Origin of the sequence: Nonomuraea jabiensis, assembly GCF_014204795.1 — a bacterium.
In the GTDB taxonomy this organism is placed as follows: Bacteria; Actinomycetota; Actinomycetes; order Streptosporangiales; family Streptosporangiaceae; genus Nonomuraea; species Nonomuraea jabiensis.
In genome coordinates, this window is sequence record NZ_JACHMB010000001.1 from 4,322,232 (window position 1) to 4,341,072 (window position 18,841).

At 71.4% G+C, this 18,841-nt stretch carries 16 protein-coding genes; 9 read left to right on the forward strand and 7 right to left on the reverse strand.

Translation table 11 applies throughout. The features are described 5' to 3' along the window. Positions 1 to 16 precede the first annotated feature (16 nt). Complete coding sequence (locus tag HD596_RS19940) at positions 17 to 1,657, reverse strand: extracellular solute-binding protein (RefSeq protein ID WP_185070867.1); 1,641 nt, start codon at positions 1,655 to 1,657, stop codon at positions 17 to 19. A gap of 210 nt (positions 1,658 to 1,867) precedes the next feature. Here HD596_RS19940 and HD596_RS19945 point away from each other — a divergent pair, with 210 nt between their 5' ends. The 3 genes from HD596_RS19945 (at position 1,868) to HD596_RS19955 (ending at position 6,938) form a co-directional block, all read left to right on the forward strand. After that, complete coding sequence (locus HD596_RS19945) at positions 1,868 to 3,067, forward strand: ROK family transcriptional regulator (protein WP_185070868.1); 1,200 nt, start codon at positions 1,868 to 1,870, stop codon at positions 3,065 to 3,067. Between the two features lie 104 nt (positions 3,068 to 3,171). Then, entirely contained in the window at positions 3,172 to 5,937 is a 2,766-nt protein-coding gene (locus HD596_RS19950; protein WP_185078574.1) for a glycoside hydrolase family 3 protein, read from the forward strand. Next, on the forward strand, positions 5,934 to 6,938 hold the full coding sequence (locus HD596_RS19955) for a LacI family DNA-binding transcriptional regulator (protein ID WP_185070869.1): 1,005 nt from the start codon (positions 5,934 to 5,936) through the stop codon (positions 6,936 to 6,938). The genes HD596_RS19950 and HD596_RS19955 overlap by 4 nt, the downstream gene beginning before the upstream one ends. A 144-nt stretch (positions 6,939 to 7,082) precedes the next feature. On the opposite strand, the gene HD596_RS19960 is transcribed toward HD596_RS19955, so the two are convergent. From HD596_RS19960 to HD596_RS19970, 3 genes are read right to left on the reverse strand one after another with little or no spacing between them, the layout of a single operon-like run. Next, complete coding sequence (locus HD596_RS19960) at positions 7,083 to 7,625, reverse strand: GNAT family N-acetyltransferase (RefSeq protein ID WP_185070870.1); 543 nt, start codon at positions 7,623 to 7,625, stop codon at positions 7,083 to 7,085. Beyond that, a complete protein-coding gene (locus HD596_RS19965; RefSeq protein WP_221519405.1) occupies positions 7,626 to 8,261 on the reverse strand; it encodes a histidine phosphatase family protein in 636 nt (211 codons plus the stop codon). Between the two features lie 10 nt (positions 8,262 to 8,271). Beyond that, on the reverse strand, positions 8,272 to 8,790 hold the full coding sequence (locus HD596_RS19970) for a P-loop nucleotide/nucleoside kinase family protein (protein ID WP_185070871.1): 519 nt from the start codon (positions 8,788 to 8,790) through the stop codon (positions 8,272 to 8,274). Between the two features lie 98 nt (positions 8,791 to 8,888). Here HD596_RS19970 and HD596_RS19975 point away from each other — a divergent pair, with 98 nt between their 5' ends. From HD596_RS19975 to HD596_RS19985, 3 genes are all read left to right on the forward strand, one after another. Further along, positions 8,889 to 9,446, forward strand: coding sequence for a DUF6939 family protein (locus tag HD596_RS19975; RefSeq protein WP_185070872.1), 558 nt, complete (start codon positions 8,889 to 8,891; stop codon positions 9,444 to 9,446). 143 nt (positions 9,447 to 9,589) lie between these two features. Further along, a complete protein-coding gene (locus HD596_RS19980) occupies positions 9,590 to 9,997 on the forward strand; it encodes a RidA family protein (protein WP_185070873.1) in 408 nt (135 codons plus the stop codon). Positions 9,998 to 10,078: 81 nt separating this feature from the next. Continuing rightward, entirely contained in the window at positions 10,079 to 10,627 is a 549-nt protein-coding gene (locus HD596_RS19985; protein WP_313044617.1) for a TOPRIM nucleotidyl transferase/hydrolase domain-containing protein, read from the forward strand. A gap of 192 nt (positions 10,628 to 10,819) precedes the next feature. On the opposite strand, the gene HD596_RS19990 is transcribed toward HD596_RS19985, so the two are convergent. The 3 genes from HD596_RS19990 to HD596_RS20000 form a co-directional block, all read right to left on the reverse strand. Then, positions 10,820 to 12,097, reverse strand: a complete 1,278-nt coding sequence (locus HD596_RS19990; protein WP_313044618.1) for a hypothetical protein — start codon at positions 12,095 to 12,097, stop codon at positions 10,820 to 10,822. A gap of 237 nt (positions 12,098 to 12,334) precedes the next feature. Then, the gene (locus HD596_RS19995; RefSeq protein WP_185070875.1) at positions 12,335 to 14,086 is read right to left on the reverse strand and encodes an acetyl/propionyl/methylcrotonyl-CoA carboxylase subunit alpha; all 1,752 of its coding nucleotides are present in this window, start codon (positions 14,084 to 14,086) and stop codon (positions 12,335 to 12,337) included. Between the two features lie 24 nt (positions 14,087 to 14,110). Next, positions 14,111 to 14,830 carry an SDR family NAD(P)-dependent oxidoreductase gene (locus HD596_RS20000; protein WP_185070876.1) on the reverse strand — a complete coding sequence of 240 codons (720 nt, stop codon included), beginning with the start codon at positions 14,828 to 14,830 and terminating at the stop codon, positions 14,111 to 14,113. A 131-nt stretch (positions 14,831 to 14,961) separates the two neighbouring features. Here HD596_RS20000 and HD596_RS20005 point away from each other — a divergent pair, with 131 nt between their 5' ends. The 3 genes from HD596_RS20005 to HD596_RS20015 all read left to right on the forward strand — a co-directional run bounded on the left by HD596_RS20005 (position 14,962) and on the right by HD596_RS20015 (position 18,789). Continuing rightward, positions 14,962 to 15,234, forward strand: coding sequence for a WXG100 family type VII secretion target (locus tag HD596_RS20005; protein WP_185070877.1), 273 nt, complete (start codon positions 14,962 to 14,964; stop codon positions 15,232 to 15,234). Between the two features lie 137 nt (positions 15,235 to 15,371). After that, positions 15,372 to 16,484: a S8 family serine peptidase gene (locus HD596_RS20010; protein ID WP_221519407.1), complete on the forward strand. Its 1,113-nt coding sequence runs from the start codon at positions 15,372 to 15,374 to the stop codon at positions 16,482 to 16,484. Positions 16,485 to 16,602: 118 nt separating this feature from the next. Continuing rightward, complete coding sequence (locus HD596_RS20015; RefSeq protein WP_185070879.1) at positions 16,603 to 18,789, forward strand: serine/threonine protein kinase; 2,187 nt, start codon at positions 16,603 to 16,605, stop codon at positions 18,787 to 18,789. Positions 18,790 to 18,841: the final 52 nt, after the last annotated feature.

Genomic DNA, 18,841 nt, shown 5'->3' on the forward strand with positions numbered 1-18,841 from the left:
GTGGTACCCGACAACGTCACAGCCTGCCGTTCTCCCGCGCGACCTTCATGTAGAACTCGCGCGCCTCGTTCCCGCCCTGCTCCTGCCACTCCTTGACGATCTTCGGCCACTCGGACACCGGCCGCTTGCCCCGGAAGATCTCCTGCATCTTGTCCTCGGTGGGCGTGACCAGCCCGGCCATCTTGGAGGGCGTCTCCACCCGGATCCCCACGAACGGGTCGTTGTCCAGGATCTTCGAGGCCTGCGTCTGCCAGTCGTACAGCGCCTGGACCAGGCCCTTGTACTGGCTCTTCTCGTTGGCGTTCGGCCGGCCCGACAGGAACAGGTACGTGGGCGCGACCTCCTTGCGCCCGAGCGCCGTCTGCTCGATCTTGCCGTCCTTGACGTTGTAGTGCTTGCCCTCGACACCGTTGAAGACCAGCTCGTACTCCTGGGTGCCGAACGGCGCCGAGCACCAGTTGGACAGGGCGAGCAGCTCGCGGGTGCGGGCGTCGCCGAGGCCCTTCTTGATGAAGACGAACATGCTGGCGGGCTCGTTGCGCCACATGATGGTCTTGCCGCCGGGCTTGGCCGGGTAGGGGGCGACGATCTGCATGTCGAACTTGGGGTTGTCGGGCTGGAACCGGCCCAGGTTCTCGTGCCAGGCGCCGAGCCCGTCCCGGTAGATGATCATCTGGCCGCTGCCGAAGATGGCTTTGTTGTCGGCGTCCTTGTTGGCGGCGATGTCGGGGTGGACCCACCCGGCCTCGAAGACCTTGGTCATGAACTCGATCGAGGCGGCGAACTCGGCGGTCTCGTACTTGTACTCGAGGGTGCCGTCGCTCTTCTTGCGCCACTCGCGCGGAGCGCCGAAGGCCCGCTGCATCTCCTCCTCCATGCCGCCGCCGAACGCCCAGCGCTTCTTCTTGGGGTCGGTGATGGCCTTGCCGAGCGCCAGCAGGTCGTCGCCGCTCTTGGGCTGCTGCAGGCCCAGCTCGTTCAGGATGTCCTGGCGGACGAAGGTGGCGAACGGGAACGGGTCGTTCTGCCAGGGGATGCCCTGCAGGACGCCGCCGAAGACGCCGTACTGCCAGGCCGCGGTGTCGTAGTTGGCCAGCAGCGGGAACTCCTTGGCCTTGTCCCCGGCCAGGAAGGGGGACAGGTCGGCGAAGAGCTTGTTGGCGGCCTCGGTGAAGTGGGCGATCTTGATGAGCTCCCAGTTCGGCACCATGAGCATGTCGGGCACGTCACCGCTGGCCAGCAGGGTGCTGAGCTTCTGCCCGTAGGTGTTGCCGTCGGAGATGTTGAAGCGCACGACGCCGCCGAGCCGGTCGTTGACGTAGTCGTAGTAGGAGTTGCTGCCCAGTCCGGGCGGCACCGTGCCCCACAGCGGAGTCATCGCGGTCACTTCCTTGCCGCTGGTCAGCGGCTTGGTGGTGACGGCCTGCACCATGGTGGCCGGGCGGGTCAGGAAGCCGGGCGAGACGAACTCGGCGCCGGGCAGATCGGGTTTGAGCCCGGGGATCTCGAACGGGATCCGCGTGGGCACCAGGCTCTTGAGCTTGTCGGCCGCCACGGCCGTACCCTTGGACAGCTGCTTCTTCTCGGCGCAGCCGGCCACCAGGACGCTCGCACCGACCAGGCCGAGGAATCCGCGGCGGGACGTGTAGGTTGCCATGGCCCGCTCCCTTCTCCAAGTGGGGATGACCTCGTTAAAATTAGTTGGTATTGCGACCAAACAAATTAGTAGACTGTGACCGTGGCCACAAGGGATCGCGACGTCACAGGTTGGTGCCGATGAGAAGGTTCGCGGCACCGACTCCTGTTGGTGAAGGGAGCCCGGGATGCGGCATGCTGGGGTCATCTCTTGGCGGGAACGGGGCTGATTTTGATCACTTCTACGACCGGCCCTCAGCCGGCCGACTTCGCCGACGTACGGGCCACCAACCTCGCGGTCGTGCTGCGGTTCGTCCGGGAGCACGCGCCCTGCTCGCGGGCCGACATCGCGGCCTCCACCGGGCTCAACAAGGCGACGGTCTCCAGCCTCGTCGCGGACCTCATCGACCGGCGGCTGGTCCGTGAGACGGGGCTGACCGAAAACCGGGTCGGGCGGCCGGCCACGATGCTGGTGCTGGACGGCTCGCCGTACGCCGCCATCGGGGTCGAGATCAACGTCGACTACGTGTCCGCCGTGGCCACCGACCTGGCGGGGGAGCGGCTGCTGACGTGGCGGCGCTCGTTCGGCGGCGGCGAGTCCGTCAACCAGGGGGTCGCGGGCGTCGGCGCGATCATCCGGCGGGTGGTCAACCGCATGGCCAAGGAGGAGCGCCAGGTCCTGGGCCTGGCCGTGGCCGTGCCGGGGCTGGTCGACGTGCAGGGCGCCGTACGCATCGCGCCCAACCTCGGCTGGCGCGACGCCGACCTCGGCGCAGACCTGACCAAGGCGCTGCGCGATCCCGGCTTCCCGATCCAGGTCGACAACGACGCCAACCTCGCCGCCCTGGCCGAGCAGCGCTTCGGCGCGCACGCGGGGGCCTCCGACCTCGTCTACCTCACCGGCGAGATCGGCGTCGGCGCGGGCATCATCCTCGACGGGCGGCTGCGCCGCGGCCGCCTCGGCTACAGCGGCGAGATCGGCCACGTCCAGCTCGATCCCGACGGTCCCGAGTGCCACTGCGGGCGGCGCGGCTGCCTGGAGGTCATGGCCGGGATCGGCGCCGTGCTGGGCAAGGACCCCTCTCCCGCCGAGATCCAGATGGAGATCGAGGAGTCCGTACGCCTGGCCCGCGCCGGCGACCCGGCCACCCTGGCCACGCTGGAGTCGGTGGGCCGGAGCCTGGGCAAGGGCGTGTCGATCCTGGCGAACCTGCTCAATCCCGAGGTGGTGATCCTCGGCGGCTACTACGTCCCGCTGGCGCCGTGGCTGCTGCCCGCCGTCCAGGAGGAGATGGACGACCGCGTGATCGCCTCCGGGTCGGGCGGTTGCCAGGTCGTCGCCTCGACGCTGGGCCACGACGCGGCCGCGCTGGGCGGTGCCGCGAGGGTGCTCGACTCCATAGATTCGGGGAGATTGCCCCGAGTCCCTTGACCTTGCCCACCGGGGAGTGCACTCTTCAGTCAACCCACCGAAATGTCCGTGTAACTTCCCCAGGCCGGTCGTCGAAGCGCTTCGACACTCTCAGAGGGATGACCATGCAAGAACCCTTCCGCGACCCAGCGATCCCGATTTCCGACCGGATCGACGACCTGGTGCGCCGGCTCACCCTTGAGGAGAAGGTGGGACTGCTGCACCAGTACCAGGCGCCGGTCGAGCGGCTGGGCCTCGGCGCGTTCCGCACCGGCACCGAGGCGCTGCACGGGCTGGCCTGGCTGGGACCGGCGACCGTGTTCCCGCAGGCCGTGGGGCTGGCCTCGACGTGGGATCCCGACCTCGTACGCCGGGTGGGCGAGGCCACCAGCGACGAGGTGCTGGCCTTCCACCACAAGGACCCGGCGGGCGCGGGGCGCAACGTGTGGGCCCCGGTGGTCAACCCGCTGCGCGACCCCCGCTGGGGGCGCAACGAGGAGGGTTACTCCGAGGATCCGTGGCTGACCGGCGTGATGGCCACGGCTTATGCGCGCGGACTGCGTGGGAGCGCTCCCGAAGTCCTCAAGACGGCCCCCACGCTCAAGCACTTCCTGGCCTACAACAACGAGACCGACCGCTGCACGACCTCCAGCAACCTGCCGCCGCGGGTGCTGCGCGAGTACGAGCTGCCCTCCTTCCGGCCCCCCATCGAGGCGGGCGTGGCGGTGGCGGTCATGCCGTCGTACAACCTGGTCAACGGCCGCCCCGCGCACCTCAGCCCGCTGATCGGCGAGGCGCTGCGGGCGTGGGCGCCCGACGACCTGCTGGTGGTCAGCGACGCGTACGCGCCGGGCAACCTCACCGCGCTCCAGGGCTACCACGACACGCTGCCCGAGGCGTACGCGCACGCGATCAAGGCGGGGCTCGACAGCTTCACCCAGGACGACGACCGCTCCGAGGCCACGCTCGGCCACGTGCGCGACGCCCTCTCCCAGGGGCTGCTGGCCGAGGAGGACGTGGACCAGGCCGTGCGGCACGCGTTGTCGATCAGGTTCCGGCTGGGGGAGTTCGACCCGGCGACGCCGTACGACGACATCAGCGACAACGTGGTCAACTGCCCCGAACACCAGGCGCTGGCCAGGGAGGCGGCGCGGCGCTCGTTCGTGCTGCTGAAGAACGACGGGCTGCTGCCGCTCGACGGCGTGACCAAGGTCGCGGTGATCGGCCAGCTCGGCGACGCGCTCCTGGAGGACTGGTACAGCGGCACCCTCCCGTACGCCGTCACCGCCCGCCAGGGGCTGGGCGAGCGGTGCGAGACGGTGTTCTGCGAGGCCGTGGACCGGGTGACGCTGACCGCCGAGGCCGGGCCGGTGGCCGCCGATCCCGCGGGCGGGCCGCTGAGCGTGGACCCCGGCTCCGGGGCGGGCCTGTTCGACCTGTTCGACTGGGGCGGCGGGGCCTACGCGCTGCGGGCCGTGACGACCGGCCGGTTCGTGTCGGTGGACGGCGTCACGCTGGTGAACGACCAGCCGGGACCCAACGGGTGGGAGGTGCGCCAGACGTTCCGGATGGAGGAACGGCCGCGCGGCACGCTCGCCCTGCGCCACATCTCGACCGGCTGCTACGTCGGCGCCGCCGACGACGGCGTGCTGCGCCTGGTCGACGACGCCGACCAGGCGGTCTGGCTGGCCATGGACGTGGTCAGGAGCGGCACCGACCAGGCCGCCCGCCTGGCCGCCGCGGCCGACGTGGCGGTCGTCGTGGTCGGCGACCACCCCCTCGTGAACGGCCGCGAGACCGAGGACCGCATGACGCTGGCCCTGGCCCCCGGGCAGGACGCCGTGGTGCGGGCCGTCCGCGAGGCGAACCCCCGTACCGTCATGGTCATCACCAGCGGCTACCCGCTCACCTGGACCGACGACGAGGTCCCGGCCGTGCTGTGGTCGGCCCACGGCGGCCAGGAGTACGGCCACGCCCTGGCCGAGGTGCTCTTCGGCGACGCCGACCCGGAGGGCCGCCTCACCCAGACGTGGTACCGCTCCGAGCAGGAGCTGCCCGACCTGCTCGACTACGACATCATCGCCTCCGACGCCACCTACCTGTACTTCCGCGGCGTCCCGCTCCACCCGTTCGGCCACGGCCTGAGCTACACCACGTTCGAGTACGCCGACCTGCGCGTACAGCGGGACGGCGACCTGGTGCGGGCCCGCGTCACCGTGACGAACACCGGCCCGCGGCCCGGCGTGGAGGTCGTCCAGTTCTACACCCACCAGCAGCGCTCCCGCGTCAAGCAGCCGCTGCGCCGCCTGCGCGGCTTCGAGAAGGTCCGCCTGGCGCCCGGCGAGAGCCGCGCCGTCAGCCTGACCCTGCCCGTGTCGGAGCTGGCGTTCTGGGACGTGACCAGGAGCAGGTTCGTCGTGGAGAGCGCGCCGCACCAGCTCATGGTCGGCCGCAGCGCCACCGACCTGCGCCTGAGCGCCCGCTTCGAGGTGGACGGCGAGACCGTGCCGCCCCAGTCGGGGCTGCTGCACGCGGCGGCGCACGACGAGTACGACGCGATCACGTTCGTGGACGAGACCAAGGTGGACGGCGACGCCGTCAGGTCCGACGCGGAGGGCGCCTGGATCCTCTTCCGGCAGGTCGACCTCAGCGGGGCCACGACGTGCGTGGCGACGGCGGGCAGCGTGGAGGGCGGCATGATCACCCTGCGCCGCGGCGACCCCCTCTACGGGGAGGCCCTCGCCACCTTCCCCGTCCCCAGGACCGGCCGCTACGCCTACCACGCCGTCACGGCCTCGCTGGCGCCCGCGGACGGCGTGCACGACCTTTACGCCGTGTTCGAGAACGACGGCGTGACGCTGGCCCGGCTCGACTTCGGAGCCGGGGCTTGAGCGGGCGCACGGTCACGATCGCCCAGGTCGCCAAGCACGCGGGCGTGGCCGTCAGCACGGTCTCCTACGTGCTCAGCGGCAAGCGGACGATCTCGGCCGACACCAGGCGCCGGGTGCTCGACAGCATCAGCGCGCTCGGCTACCACCCCAACGCCGGCGCCCGCGCCCTGGCGAGCAAGCGCTCCAACGTGATCGCGCTGGTGCTGCCGCTGCGGGCGGGCATGCACGTGCCCGTCCTGATGCGCTTCGCCAGCGCCGTGGTGACGGCCGCGCGCCGGTTCGACCACGACGTGCTGCTGCTGACCGCCGACGAGGGCACCGAGGGCATCCGGCGGGTGGCCGCGAGCGCGCTGGTGGACGCGCTGGTGCTCATGGACGTCGAGCTGGACGACCGCAGGGTGCCGCTGCTGCGCGAGCTGGCCGAGCCCAGCGTCCTCATCGGCTTCCCCGCCGAGCCCGCCGGGCTGACGTGCGTCGACCTCGACTTCGCCGCCGCGGGCGCGCGGTGCGTGGACCACCTGGCCGAACGCGGCCACGAGGAGATCGCGCTGCTCGGGGCGCCCACGGTGGTGTACGAGCGGGGGACCGGGTTCGCCCGGCGGACGCGCGAGGGGTTCGTGGAGGCCGTGGCCGCCCACGGTCTGCTGGGCGTCGCGCTGCCGTGCGAGGAGACGTTCGACGAGGTGTACGAGACCGTACGCGGCCTGCTCCTCGACCGCCCCGGCCTGTCCGGGCTGGTCGTGCACAACGAGGCGGCGGTCGGCCATGTGCTGGCGGCGCTGCGGCAGCTCGGCCGGCGGGTGCCGCACGACGTGGCGGTGATGGCGATCTGCCCCGACGACGTGGCCGAGCGGGCCAGCCCGCCGCTGTCCTCCGTGCTGATCCCGGCCGAAGAGGTGGGCAGGGAGGCGGTCCGCCTCGTCATGGACAAGCTCGAAGGCCGCGTGGTGCCCGACTCCACCCTCCTCACCCCGCTGCTGGCCGTCCGCGCCAGCACCTGACCGGTGATCTAGCATCGGGTGCGTGGACGACCTTGGGGCGGAGGTGTTCGAGGGGCAGCGGGCGCGGCTGTTCGGGCGGACGCCGCGGCGGGCCAGATTCCGGTACGTCTGGCAGAACATCAGCCTGGGCCGGCACGATCTGGGCTATGCGCCACCCGGGCCCGTACCGGCCGTGACGGCCCATCGCTCGTGGTCCCGCCACGCCCCGTCGATGAACTGGAAGTCCGGCGAGTATCCCTCTCGCCGGAAGCCGACCCGCTTGATCAGGTTCAGGGAGGGGGTGTTGGACGGCTGGATGTTGGCTTCGACGCGGTGCAGGTCCAGCTCGCCGAACGCGTACCGGACGAGCAGCCGCAGCCCCTCGGTCATGTAGCCGCGGCCGGTCGTGGCGGAGTAGGCGCAGTATCCCAGGGTGCCGTCCTGGCGGGTGCCGCGGATGATGTTGTTCAGGTTGGCCCGGCCGACGATCGCGCCGGTGTCGACCCGGCAGATCACGAACCCTTCGTTCGCCGGGTCGTCGAAGCGCGCCAGGTACCCGTCGAAGGCCTCGTCGGTGGTGATGGGGGCGCCGGGCATCCAGCGGGCGAGCAGGTCGGCGCTGTCCCGGTTGAGAGTCAGGAATTCCGTACGGTCACCGTGGTCGATGCGGCGGAGGCCGACGCGGGCGCCCTGGGCGAGGTAGGTCACTCATCGATCTTGTCGCAGAGCCGGCCACGACGCGCACCGCCAGGACCGGCCGTCCCATTCGACCGGGAACGGCACCGCGTGCGGGAGCGGCGTCCCCCAGACCCGCTCACCCAGCCCGTGGCACAGCACGCTGAGCCCGGCGGTGAGGCTGCCCACATGCCCGACCAGCGCGACCGTCCCGCCGTCACGGGCGGCCGTCTGGGCCGGGTGGGTGGCTGCGATGGAGGCGAAGGCGGCGGCCATCCGGGTCACGACGGCGTGTCCGGTCTCGCCGTCCGCCACCGCCTCGTCCAAGCGCCCCTCCACGACCCAGGAACGCAGCACCTCGGCGGTACGCGCCCGGACCGCCGGGTCGGCGGTACCCTCCAACCGCCCGATCCCGAACTCCACGAGCTCCTCCAGCGCCACCACCTCCCGCACACCCAGCGCCCGCGCGATGATCCCGGCCGTCTGCCGGGCGCGCACCGCCGTACTGGCGTAAATGCGGATGACACCCTCGCCCACCAGGCGCTCGGCCGTCTCCGCCGCCTGTGCCCGCCCCCTCGGGGTCAGCTCCGCCGACGGCAGCGCCCCGGACACCCGGGTGACGACGTTCTCGGACTCGGCATGGCGCAGGCACAGCACGCGGACACCCATGCGCCCGACCCTACGATCCGGAGCCCCCGACGCGCTCGAGACCCCGCAGGAGAACGTCCAGCGACTCCTCAGGGGCCTGCCCGGCGGTGTCGACGAGGAGGCGTTCGCGCTCCCACGGCTCGTACTCACGCTCGACGACCTCCCGCCACTCGGGCGGCCGCAGGCCGGGGATGTCGATCGAGCGCGAAGTGACGCGGTGCCGATGCTCGGCGGGATCGGAGCAGACCACCTCCACCTCGGCCACCGGAACGCCCGCCTTCGCGCCCACGTCCCGCCAGGCGTCGCGGGTGACGGCCAGCGGGTTCACCGACTCCGCGATCACCGTCAGCCCCTGCCGCAGGTGCTCCTCGGCCAGCGCGTAACCGACGACGTATCCGGCGGGGCCGATGGGGTGGCGGGCCAGACCGGAGCGGACGATCGCCTGCTCGATGGTGTCGATCCGCACGTGTACCCCGCCGACGCGGGCGGCGAGGAGCCGGGCGAGCGTCGTCTTGCCTGTCGCGGGCAGGCCGCCGATGACGATGAGCACGCACTCCATCCTACGAACGCCCCCCTCGGCGAACGCGGAAAATGTCACCCCCGTAGGCCAAGCTGGAGCCCGTCCGCTCTCGTGAAGGGGTGCCGTCCATGCCGATCCAGGTCGCCGGCCGCCGCCGTTCGGCTGCCTCGCTCGCCAAGGCCTTCCCCGGGGCCGAGGTCATCGACGTGACCTCCAGAGCGGACGAGCCGTGGGTGCGGCTGAGCCCGTTCTACCCGCACGGCGGCATCCCCGTGCCGCAGACCCCGGGCGTCACCAGCCAGAGCGTCGAGGGGATCTGGCAGGCGCTCAAAGTCTTCGAGACCGCCGACGTCGACCCGGCCAAGCTCGCGATCACCACCATGACCGGCCTCAAACGCACCGTGCGCAAACACGGACCGGTGCGCGGCCACCGCGACGGCCTGCACGGGGACCGGCTGCTGCCCTACCGGGCCGCGCGGCGCCGCATCTACCTCCCGGCCTACCGCTGGGTCCTGGAGCACAGGACCGGCGATCTCGTGGAGCGCCTGCGCCTGCTCGCGGCCGACCGCGAGGTCGTCCTGCTCGACTACACCACCAACGGCGACGTCGACGATCCCGCCACCCCGCTCTCCCACGCCGCGCTGATCTGCCTGCACCTCCAGGGGAAGTGGCCCGAGGAAGACTGACCCGCTGGGTCACCAACAGGTTCCCCAGTCACCAAAAAGTGCGTTCTTCCATGTCAGGGCACACTCTCTTATGGTTTCTGAGTAACTGCAAGAGACCACCGGCGTCTCGGTTCGCCGGATGTCCGGACAAGGAGGCAGGCAGCATGGCCATCACCCTCGTGAACCCCAACGGATTGCCCAAGATCGACGTCTACCGGCAGGTGTCGATCGCATCGGGGACGAAGCTCGTCTTCATCGCCGGACAGGTCGCCTGGGACGCCGACGGGACCACGGTCGGCGAAGGCGACCTCGCCGCGCAGGTCGAGCAGTGCTACCTCAACATCGCCACCGCCCTGGCCGAGGTGGGCGGTTCCTTCGACGACGTGGCGAAACTGAACGTCCACGTCGTCGACTGGACCCCCGACAAGATGCCCGCGCTCCTGGAGGGCATCTCCCGGGCGGCCGCGAAGCTGGGGGTCACTCCGACTCCACCGGCCACGCTGCTGGGTGTTGCGGCACTGGACATCCCGGACCACCTGGTAGAGATCGAAGCCACCGCGGTCCTCGACTGAGCAGCTGCTCCGTCCCGTAAAAAGGGGATGAACCTCTCCAGGTTCCGGTGCGAGGCTGGGCTGGTGATCGATACGCGAACCGTGGTCCTGGTCGAGGGCGTCAGCGACAAGTCGGCCGTCGAAGCGCTGGCCGAGCGCCATGGCCGGAACCTGGCGGCCGAAGGCATCTCCCTGGTGGCGATGGGTGGCGCCACGAACATCGGGACGTATGTCGGCAAGTTCGGCCCCGCCGGTCGCGATCTCCGCCTGGCCGGTCTGGTTGACGTCGGGGAGGAAGGCGACTACCGGAGGAGCCTCGAGCGCGCAGGGCTCGGATCCAACCTCAGCAGAAGCGATCTGGAGGCGCTCGGGTTCTTCGTGTGCGTCGCCGACCTGGAGGACGAGCTGATCCGCGCCCTCGGCACCGCCATGGTCGAGGAAGTCATCGACGCAGAGGGCGAGCTCGGCTCGTTCCGGTCGCTCCAGAAGCAACCCGCGTGGCGCGGGCGGGCCACTCACGACCAGCTGCGCCGGTTCATGGGGGCAGGCAGCGGCCGCAAGATCCGCTATTCCGCCCGGCTCGTCGCGGCCCTCGATCTCGATCGCGTGCCGCGCCCGCTGGACAGGCTGCTGGCCCACATCGCCGGATGAGGCGGACTCGCCGGCGGAACCGGCGGGTGCGGGCAGCCAGGCGGATGATGGCGCCGCTGCATCTTCGGCAGCGGCGTGGATCGGCGCCGGGCGGAGGCCGCGACGTGGCGCCTGACGCGCGAGCGCTCCCCGCGGGCTCGCAGGCCCAGGGGGAGCGCTCGTTGTGCTGATCGGTTTCAGCCGGGCTCGGGGTTACCAGTCGCCGCCGCCGAAGTCTCCGCCGCCGAAGTCGCCTCCGCCACCGAAGTCGCCCCAGCCGCCGCCGTCTCCGCCGCCACCGAAGTCGCCGCCACCGCCGAAGTCGCCTCCGCCGCCGTCAGCGTAACCCTCGGCGTAGCCGGCGCCGTAGCCGCCGTAGCCGAAGCCGCCGCTGAGCATGCTGCCCATCATGGTGCCGATGAACATGCCGGTCATGATGTCGCCGAAGCCGCCGTAGTAGCCGTACGCGTACGGCTGGTACGCGGGCCCCGCGTCGTAGTAGGGGCGGCGCTGGCCGTCGACCATGACCTCGCGCATCTGCGGGTCGAAGCCGCGCTCCACGGCCTCGGCGTCCATCTTGCAGGCGGGCACGTCGCGGACGGCGCCACCGGGCGGGGCCCAGCGGACGTCGCGGGCGGACGGGCCGTGCTGCGGGTTGAAGAAGCAGGGGGCACGCCGCTCGGGGACCGGGTCGTTGTGGACCTTGGCCTTCACCACGGCCAGCGCGTAGCGGCCGTCCTCGAGGGTCTGGGTGACCTCGCGGACCTGGTCGGCGCGCTGGACGTTGGCCAGCTGGGTCTTGGCCTTCTCGTAGGAGTCGAGCGCCTGCTGCCACTCCTCGATGTGCGCACCGCCCTGGCCGGCGAGCGTCACGTCGGTGTCGAGGGCGGTGATCTCCTCGCCCAGCTTGGTGACGTCCTCGTCCACGGTCTGCTTGACGGCCGCCAGGTCCTTGGCCTCCTGGATGGCCTTCTTCTTCTTGCGGTTGCTGGAGTAGAGGAAGTAGCCGCCACCGCCGACCACGACCAGGCCGCCCAGGGCGATCAGCGCGGCGGTGCCGCCGGCGCCGGGGTTGGCCTGGCTGCCGCTGTCGAGGGCGGAGCGCTTGCCGTCGACGGCGAGGTCAACGCGGTTGACGAAGTCCTTCATGCCGTCCACGACGTTGCCGGAGTTGGCGCTCACCGCGAGGTCGGCCAGCCTGCCCGCGACACCCGACTGGCGGAAGGCGCTCGAGGCCGCGAACAGCGTCTGGCCGTCGAGCACGACGAACGTGGCGCGGTTGCGGCCGGCCTTCGTGAGCTCGGAGTTGAGCGAGCTCATGTAGGGCGCAATCGTGGAGTTGTCCAGCGTGCCGTCGGGGAGCGCCACGGTGTAGATCTTGCTCTTGGCCCCCTTCAGCGCGTCACGGATCTCATCCTGCTGGTCTGACGACAGTGGTGAACCGGACTGCACGAAGAGCGGGTCCTTCTTGTCCTTCCAGTAGGACACCACCGACTGAGCATCAGGGGGTGCCGCCGCGTTGGCGGCAGGGGACAGCGCAAGCACGACGAATAGACCGGCGATCAGAGCCGCAAACGCGGCCCCTGCTCGGCGCAGCGAGTGGGTCATTGGCAGCAAGCCTCCTTCGCCCATGAGGACGAACGAGCGGTGGGCAAAGTTCCTCACTGCGCACGTTACCTGTCCGCGAGCGCGCGGGCGCACACCGTGGCGAAGATGCCGGGATCTCCGTCAGGTGTCCTTGATCTCACAGATGGTCGCGCCCGACGTGACCGTCTGCCCGATCGCGGCCGTGAGCCCCGTAATTGTGCCCGGTTTGTGGGCGGCCAGCGGCTGCTCCATCTTCATGGCCTCCAGCACCACGACCGTGTCGCCCTCGCTCACCACGTCCCCGTCCGTGGCGACGACCTTGACGATCGTTCCCTGCATGGGGCTGACCAGCGCGTCGCCGCCCGCCGCCGACGCCTTCCTGGCGCCGGCGCCGCCGCGTCGCGGCGCCTTCGCTGGTGCCGGGGCGGACGCGCCGAGCCCGGCGGGCAGCACCACTTCGAGACGCTTGCCCCCGACCTCGACCGTCACCGTCTCGCGGGCGGGGGCGGCGGCGTCCGGGCCCGAGGCGATCTCCTCCTCGTACGGCGCGACCGAGTTCTCCCATTCCGTCTCGATCCACCGCGTGTGCACCGAGAACGGCGAGGCGACGAACGCCGGATCGGCCACGACGGCCCGGTGGAAGGGCAGCACGGTGGGCATCCCCGAGATCTCGAACTCGGCCAGCGCCCGCCGCGAGCGCTCCAGCGCCTCCTGCCGCGTCCGGCCCGTGACGATCAGCTTCGCCACCAGCGAGTCGAACGTCTGCGGCACCGTCATCCCCGCCTCGTAGCCGGCGTCGAGGCGCACCCCGGGCCCGGCGGGCGGGCGCATGACGGTCAGCGTCCCGGGGGCGGGCAGGAAGTTGCGGCCGGCGTCCTCCGCGTTGATCCGGAACTCGATCGAGTGCCCGCGCAGCTCCGGGTCGCCGTACTCCAGCGCCTCCCCGTCGGCGATCCTGAACATCTCCCGCACCAGGTCGATCCCCGACACCTCCTCGGTGACCGGGTGCTCGACCTGCAGCCGGGTGTTCACCTCGAGGAACGAGATCGTCCCGTCCTGCCCCACGAGGAACTCGCACGTGCCGGCCCCGACGTAGCCCGCCTCCTTCAGGATGGCCTTGGAGCTGGAGTAGAGGATCTCGACCTGCTCCCGCGACAGGAACGGCGCCGGCGCCTCCTCCACCAGCTTCTGGTGGCGGCGCTGGAGCGAGCAGTCGCGCGTGCTGACCACGACCACGTTGCCGTGCGTGTCGGCCAGGCACTGCGTCTCGACGTGGCGCGGCCGGTCGAGGTAGCGCTCCACGAAGCACTCGCCCCGCCCGAACGACGCGACGGCCTCGCGCACGGCCGACTCGTACAGCTCGGCGACCTCCTCCAGGCCGCGCGCCACCTTGATGCCGCGCCCGCCGCCGCCGTACGCCGCCTTGATCGCGATCGGCAGCCCGTGCTCCTCCGCGAACGCCACGACCTCGGCCGCCCCGGAGACGGGGTCCTTGGTGCCCGCGACCAGCGGCGCGCCGACCTGCTGCGCGATGTGCCTGGCCCGCACCTTGTCGCCGAGCGCGGCGATGGCCTCGGGCGGCGGGCCGATCCAGATCAGGCCGGCGTCGATGACGGCCTGCGCGAAGGCGGCGTTCTCGGCCAGGAAGCCGTAGCCGGGATGCACGGCGTCGGCGCCGGAGCGCCGCGCGACGTCGAGCAGCTTGGCGATGTCGAGGTAGGTCTCCGCGGGGGACCGGCCACCCAGCGCGTACGCCTCGCCGGCGACCTTGACGTGCAGGGCGTCGAGGTCCTGGTCGGCGTAGACGGCCACACTCCCGATCCCGGCGTCCTGGCACGCGCGGGCCACCCGTACGGCGATCTCGCCGCGATTGGCGATCAGAACCTTCCGCACCGACCTAAGTCCTTCCTGAGAGGTTCAGCGGCCCAGGTACGCGCCGCCGTTCACATGGAGCACCTGCCCGGTCACATGCCTGGCTCCCGCGGAGGCCAGGAACAGAACGGTATCGGCGACGTCGGAGGGGGTGCCGGGGCGCCCGTTGCGCGTGTTCTCCACCCGTGCCCTGATGCCGTCGTCGGTCAGCCGGCCCCGGAAGAACTCGGTGTCCAGGACGAGGCCGGGGGCGACCACGTTCGCGGTGACGCGCCGGGGGCCGAGCTCGGCGGCCAGGTCGGCGGTCCAGGACTCCAGGGCGGCCTTGGCGGCGCCGTACGAGCCGGAGCCCGTGCCGCGCGCGGCGATGGAGCCGATGGAGACGATCCGGCCGCCCTCCCGCAGGCGCGGCGTCAGCGCGGTCGTGACGAGGACGGCGGACATGAGGTTGGCGTTGAGGTTGGCCCACCAGGCCTCGGCCACGTCCACCAGCTCGCCGGGCTGCCTGCGGTCGAGGTTGGTGTTGCCGCCGGCGTTGTTGACCAGCACGTCCACGTGCGGCGGCAGGCTGTCGAGCGCCTCTTTCACGGCGGCGGGACTGGAGGCGTCGAACGCCACGTGCGCCGCCCCGAGCCGGGCCGCGGCCTCCTTCAGCACGTGCTCGCGGCGGCCGGTGATGGTCACGCGGTCGCCGAGCGAGACGAACGCGGCCGCGACGGCGTATCCGATGCCGGTGCCTCCGCCGGTCACCACAACCTCGCGCATGACCCGAGTGCTCCCCGAGACGAATCCGAACAATCCTCGGGTAGACCATAGCCGCTCGGTATAACTCAGGCGACGGTAGGTGGTCACACCTTAGGTTGAGGGCGCTTTCCCCCATGTTCCAGGAGGTATGCATGAGCCAGAGCATGTTCGGCGGCGACCTCGCCGAGATGCAGCAGATGGCCGGCCAGTTCACGCAGCAGGCGGAGGCGGTCCGCACCACGATGACCGCGCTCGACCGCGAGGCCGCCAAGGTCGGCACAGCGTGGACGGGGCCGGGCGCCAACCGTTTCCAACAGTCGTGGCAGAACTACCGCACGGCCTTCCAGCGCATGGCAGAGGAACTCCAGGAGGCCTCGCGGGTCATCGGTACCTACCGTCAGAACATCGAGTCCGCGACGCAGTGAGCGACGGATCGGGGCCCTGGCAAGGGAGCCGGGGCTTCCTTCCGAGGAATCAAGGCTGATTTCGGCGGCCCGCGCCGCCGTCCGAAACCGGCAGGCTACGCTTTTTCCCCATGATTGGTCGCGCGTTGGTGGCGAGCGTGCTCGCTCTGCAGGTTCCCCTGGCGCCCGCGGCCGTGAAGGACGAGTGCCGGCCGCCCAGGGGCACCATGCAGGTGGGCGAGTCCTGGGCGCAGAAGCGGCTCGACCCCAAACGCGTCTGGTCGCTGTCCACCGGCGCGGGCGTGAAAGTGGCCATCATCGACAGCGGCGTCGACCTGCAGCATCCGCAGATCCGCCTGGCGGGCCGGGCCGACCTCACCGGCACCGGCTACCGCGACTGCGTGGGCCACGGGACCGCGGTGGCGGGCATCATCGGCGCCCAGTACATGCAGGGCGTGCTCTTCTACGGCATGGCGCCGGGCGCGCGGCTGCTGTCGTACAAGCAGACCGTCTCCGAGCGGGACGGCGACCCGGAGCTGCTGGTCAAGGCCATCAAGGCGGCCGCCGACGAGGGCGCCAAGGTCATCAACGTGTCGGTGTCGACGAGCGACCTGCCCTCGCTGCGCGAGGTGGTGCAGTACGCGCTCGCCAAGGACGCGGTGATCGTGGCCGCGGCCGGCAACGTCACGAAGGAGGACGGCACCCCCGTACCGGCCTACCCGGCCGCCTACGAGGGGGTGCTCGCGGTGGGCGCGGCGGGCCCGAACGGCATCCTGTCCAACTTCTCCAACGTCAAGACCCCCGTCGCCGTGCTCGGCCCCGGCCAGGGCGTCACGTCCACCTGGCCCGGCCGCTCCTACTTCAAGGACCTCAACGGCACCAGCTACGCCGCCCCCTACGTCGCCGGGGTGGCCGCGCTCGTCCGGGCCCGCTTCCCGAAGCTGGACGAGGCCCAGGTGCGCCAGCGCATCATCGCCACCGCCGACGGTGCCACGGGTGGCGGCAAGGGCGCGGGCATGGTCAACCCGATGCTCGCGCTCAGCGCGATCCTCCCGTACGAGCCCGCCGACGCCCCCGTGGTCGCGCCCCCTCCGCCCAGCCCGCTCTCGGCCGACGCCGTGGCCAAGGTCCCGCCCGTGGACCACGACGCGGTCAACCTGGCCCTGATCGTCGCGGGCTCGGCGCTCGGGCTGGCGCTGCTGATGGCGGTCGCCCGCGTCGTGGTCCCGATGGGCCGCCGCAGGGGCTGGCGGCCCGGCCGGCCCGAGTGACTCGGGCTGCAAGGAAACAAAACGGTGAATTGTCGGGTACGGCCCGAAACTTCTGATGCTGAAGTGAAAGATCTGGTTCAATGTGACTAGATCATGCTTTGCCGTGAAAGGTTTAGTCATGCACGCTTTGCGCCCTGGTGATCCAGAGCGGATCGGCGATCTCAGCATTGTTGGCCGGCTGGGAGAGGGGCCGCGGGGCGAGGTGTTCCTTGGCCGCGAGTCCGAGGACGCCCCCATAGTCGCGGTGAAGCTGCTCCCGGCGGACCCGGACGCCGGCGCCGACGCGCCGGCCAAGCACCTGGCGGCCAAGCAGGTCTCCAGCTCGTACGTGGCCAGGGTGCTGGACGCCGGGATGCACGAGGACCGCCCGTACGTCGTCAGAGAACACGTCGAGGGCAAGAGCCTGGCCCAGGCGGTGGCCGACGAAGGGCCGCTGACCGGGGACGCGCTCGAGCGGGTCGCGGTCGGGGTGCTGACCGCCCTGTCGGCCATCCACCTCGCCGGCCGTTCGCACAAGTCCCTCACGCCCCACAACGTGATCCTCGGCCCCGAGGGCCCGCGGGTCACCGACGCCGGGATCGGCGAGCCGGTGGGCGAGATCGCCTACCAGGCTCCCGAGCAGCTGCTCGGCCTGCAGTACGGCCCCTACGCGGACGTGTTCGCCTGGGCGGCGACCATCGCGTTCGCGGCCACGGGCAAGGCGCCGTTCGCCGACCGTGACGCGGTGCTGACCGGCGAGCCCGAGGTGGACATCGAGGCCGAGCCGGTGCGCAGGGTGGTGCTGGCGGCGCTGTCCAAGGAGGTCGGCAAGCGGCCGACCACGTACAGCGCGCTCATGCAGCTGCTCGGCGGCAACGCCAAGCCGCCCGCGGCCTCGCAGACCGCCATCGAGGGCGTGCCGATCCAGGGCATCCCCGTCCCGGGCGTGCCCGGCGTGCCCGGCCAGGCCGGCCCACAGGACACGCTGGTGGCCGGCCCGCCGACGCTGCACGAGGGCCCGCCGCCCGTCCAGGGCCCGCCGTTCGTGCCGGGACCCCCGATGCAGGGTCCCCCCATGCAGGGTCCGCCCATGCAGGGTCCGCCCATGCAGGGCCCCCCGATGCAGGGCCTGCCGGTGCCGCATCAGCACCAGTCCGAGGCGCCGATGTGGGGCCCGCCGGAGCCGGACCACCAGCCGCAGCACATCAGGCTCGAGGCCGAGCCCTCCGGGGCCGCCGCCCGGCCGCGCCGGGGCTTCCCGCTGGGACTGGTCGCCGGGGTCGCCGTGGTCGCGCTCATCTCGGCCCTGGGCCTGTGGGGCGCGAACAGGTACGTGAAGCTGCAGCAGGTCAACCCGGCCTCCATGGCGCAGGCCAACGCGGACGAGATCCCGGTGCCCGCCAGCGCCCCGGTGACCCCCGGCGCTCAGGGCACGGACCCCCTCGGCGGCGGCGCCGATCCGCAGCAGACGCAGCCCGAGGCCACGGTGCCCTGGGGCGCCACGGCCGCCCCTGACGACTCGGGCGTCGGGCCGCTGACGCTGCCCACCGAGTGGTCCTCGACCGCGCCGCAGGTGCCCCAGGTGCCCGAGCTGACCACCGTGCCCACGACCCCGGCCGCGGTCCCGACCCAGCCGGTCCCGACGCAGCCGGTCCCCACCGCCACGCAGCCGGCCGCGACCAACACGGCCGAGTCGACGCCCACGCCGAGCAAGAAGCGGCACGCCAAGCCGACGGCGACCGTCACGAAGACGGTGGACAGGACGCCCACTCCGACGCCCACGCCGACGCCCACGCCGACGCCCACGCCGACCGAGGAGCCCACGAAGGAGCCGACGCCGACGAAGGAGCCGGAGCCGACCCCGACGCCGACTCCGACGAAGACGACGGCCAAGCCGACGCCCACGAAGACCACGGCCAAGCCGACTCCGACCAAGACCACGGCCAAGCCGACGCCCACGAAGACGACGGCCAAGCCGACGCCGAGCCCGACCAGGACCACGAACCCGTACTCGCCCACCCAGGTGTGCGGCCCCGGCTTCTCGGTCCAGCGGTCCAGCCCCTTCGGCGGTGGGGTGACGTACCAGCTCTGGAGCAACAGCACCGGCGAGAACTGCGTGGTCACCATGAAGACCACTGACATCGGCAAGAAGACGTCGGTCAGCGCGACCCTGGAGGTCCAGGGCGGCGGCAGCAAGACGGAATCCGGCAGCTTCGATTACTACGCCGGCCCGGTCAAGCTGCCCGCCAGGGGCAAGTGCGTGCGTTTCTCCGGCAGCGCCGGTGGCACGAGCACCAGCGCGGGCTGGGGCAACTGCGGAGCCTGAGCGCTCTTTGAAAGACAGATGGGCCCGGATCGCTTGGATCCGGGCCCGTTTG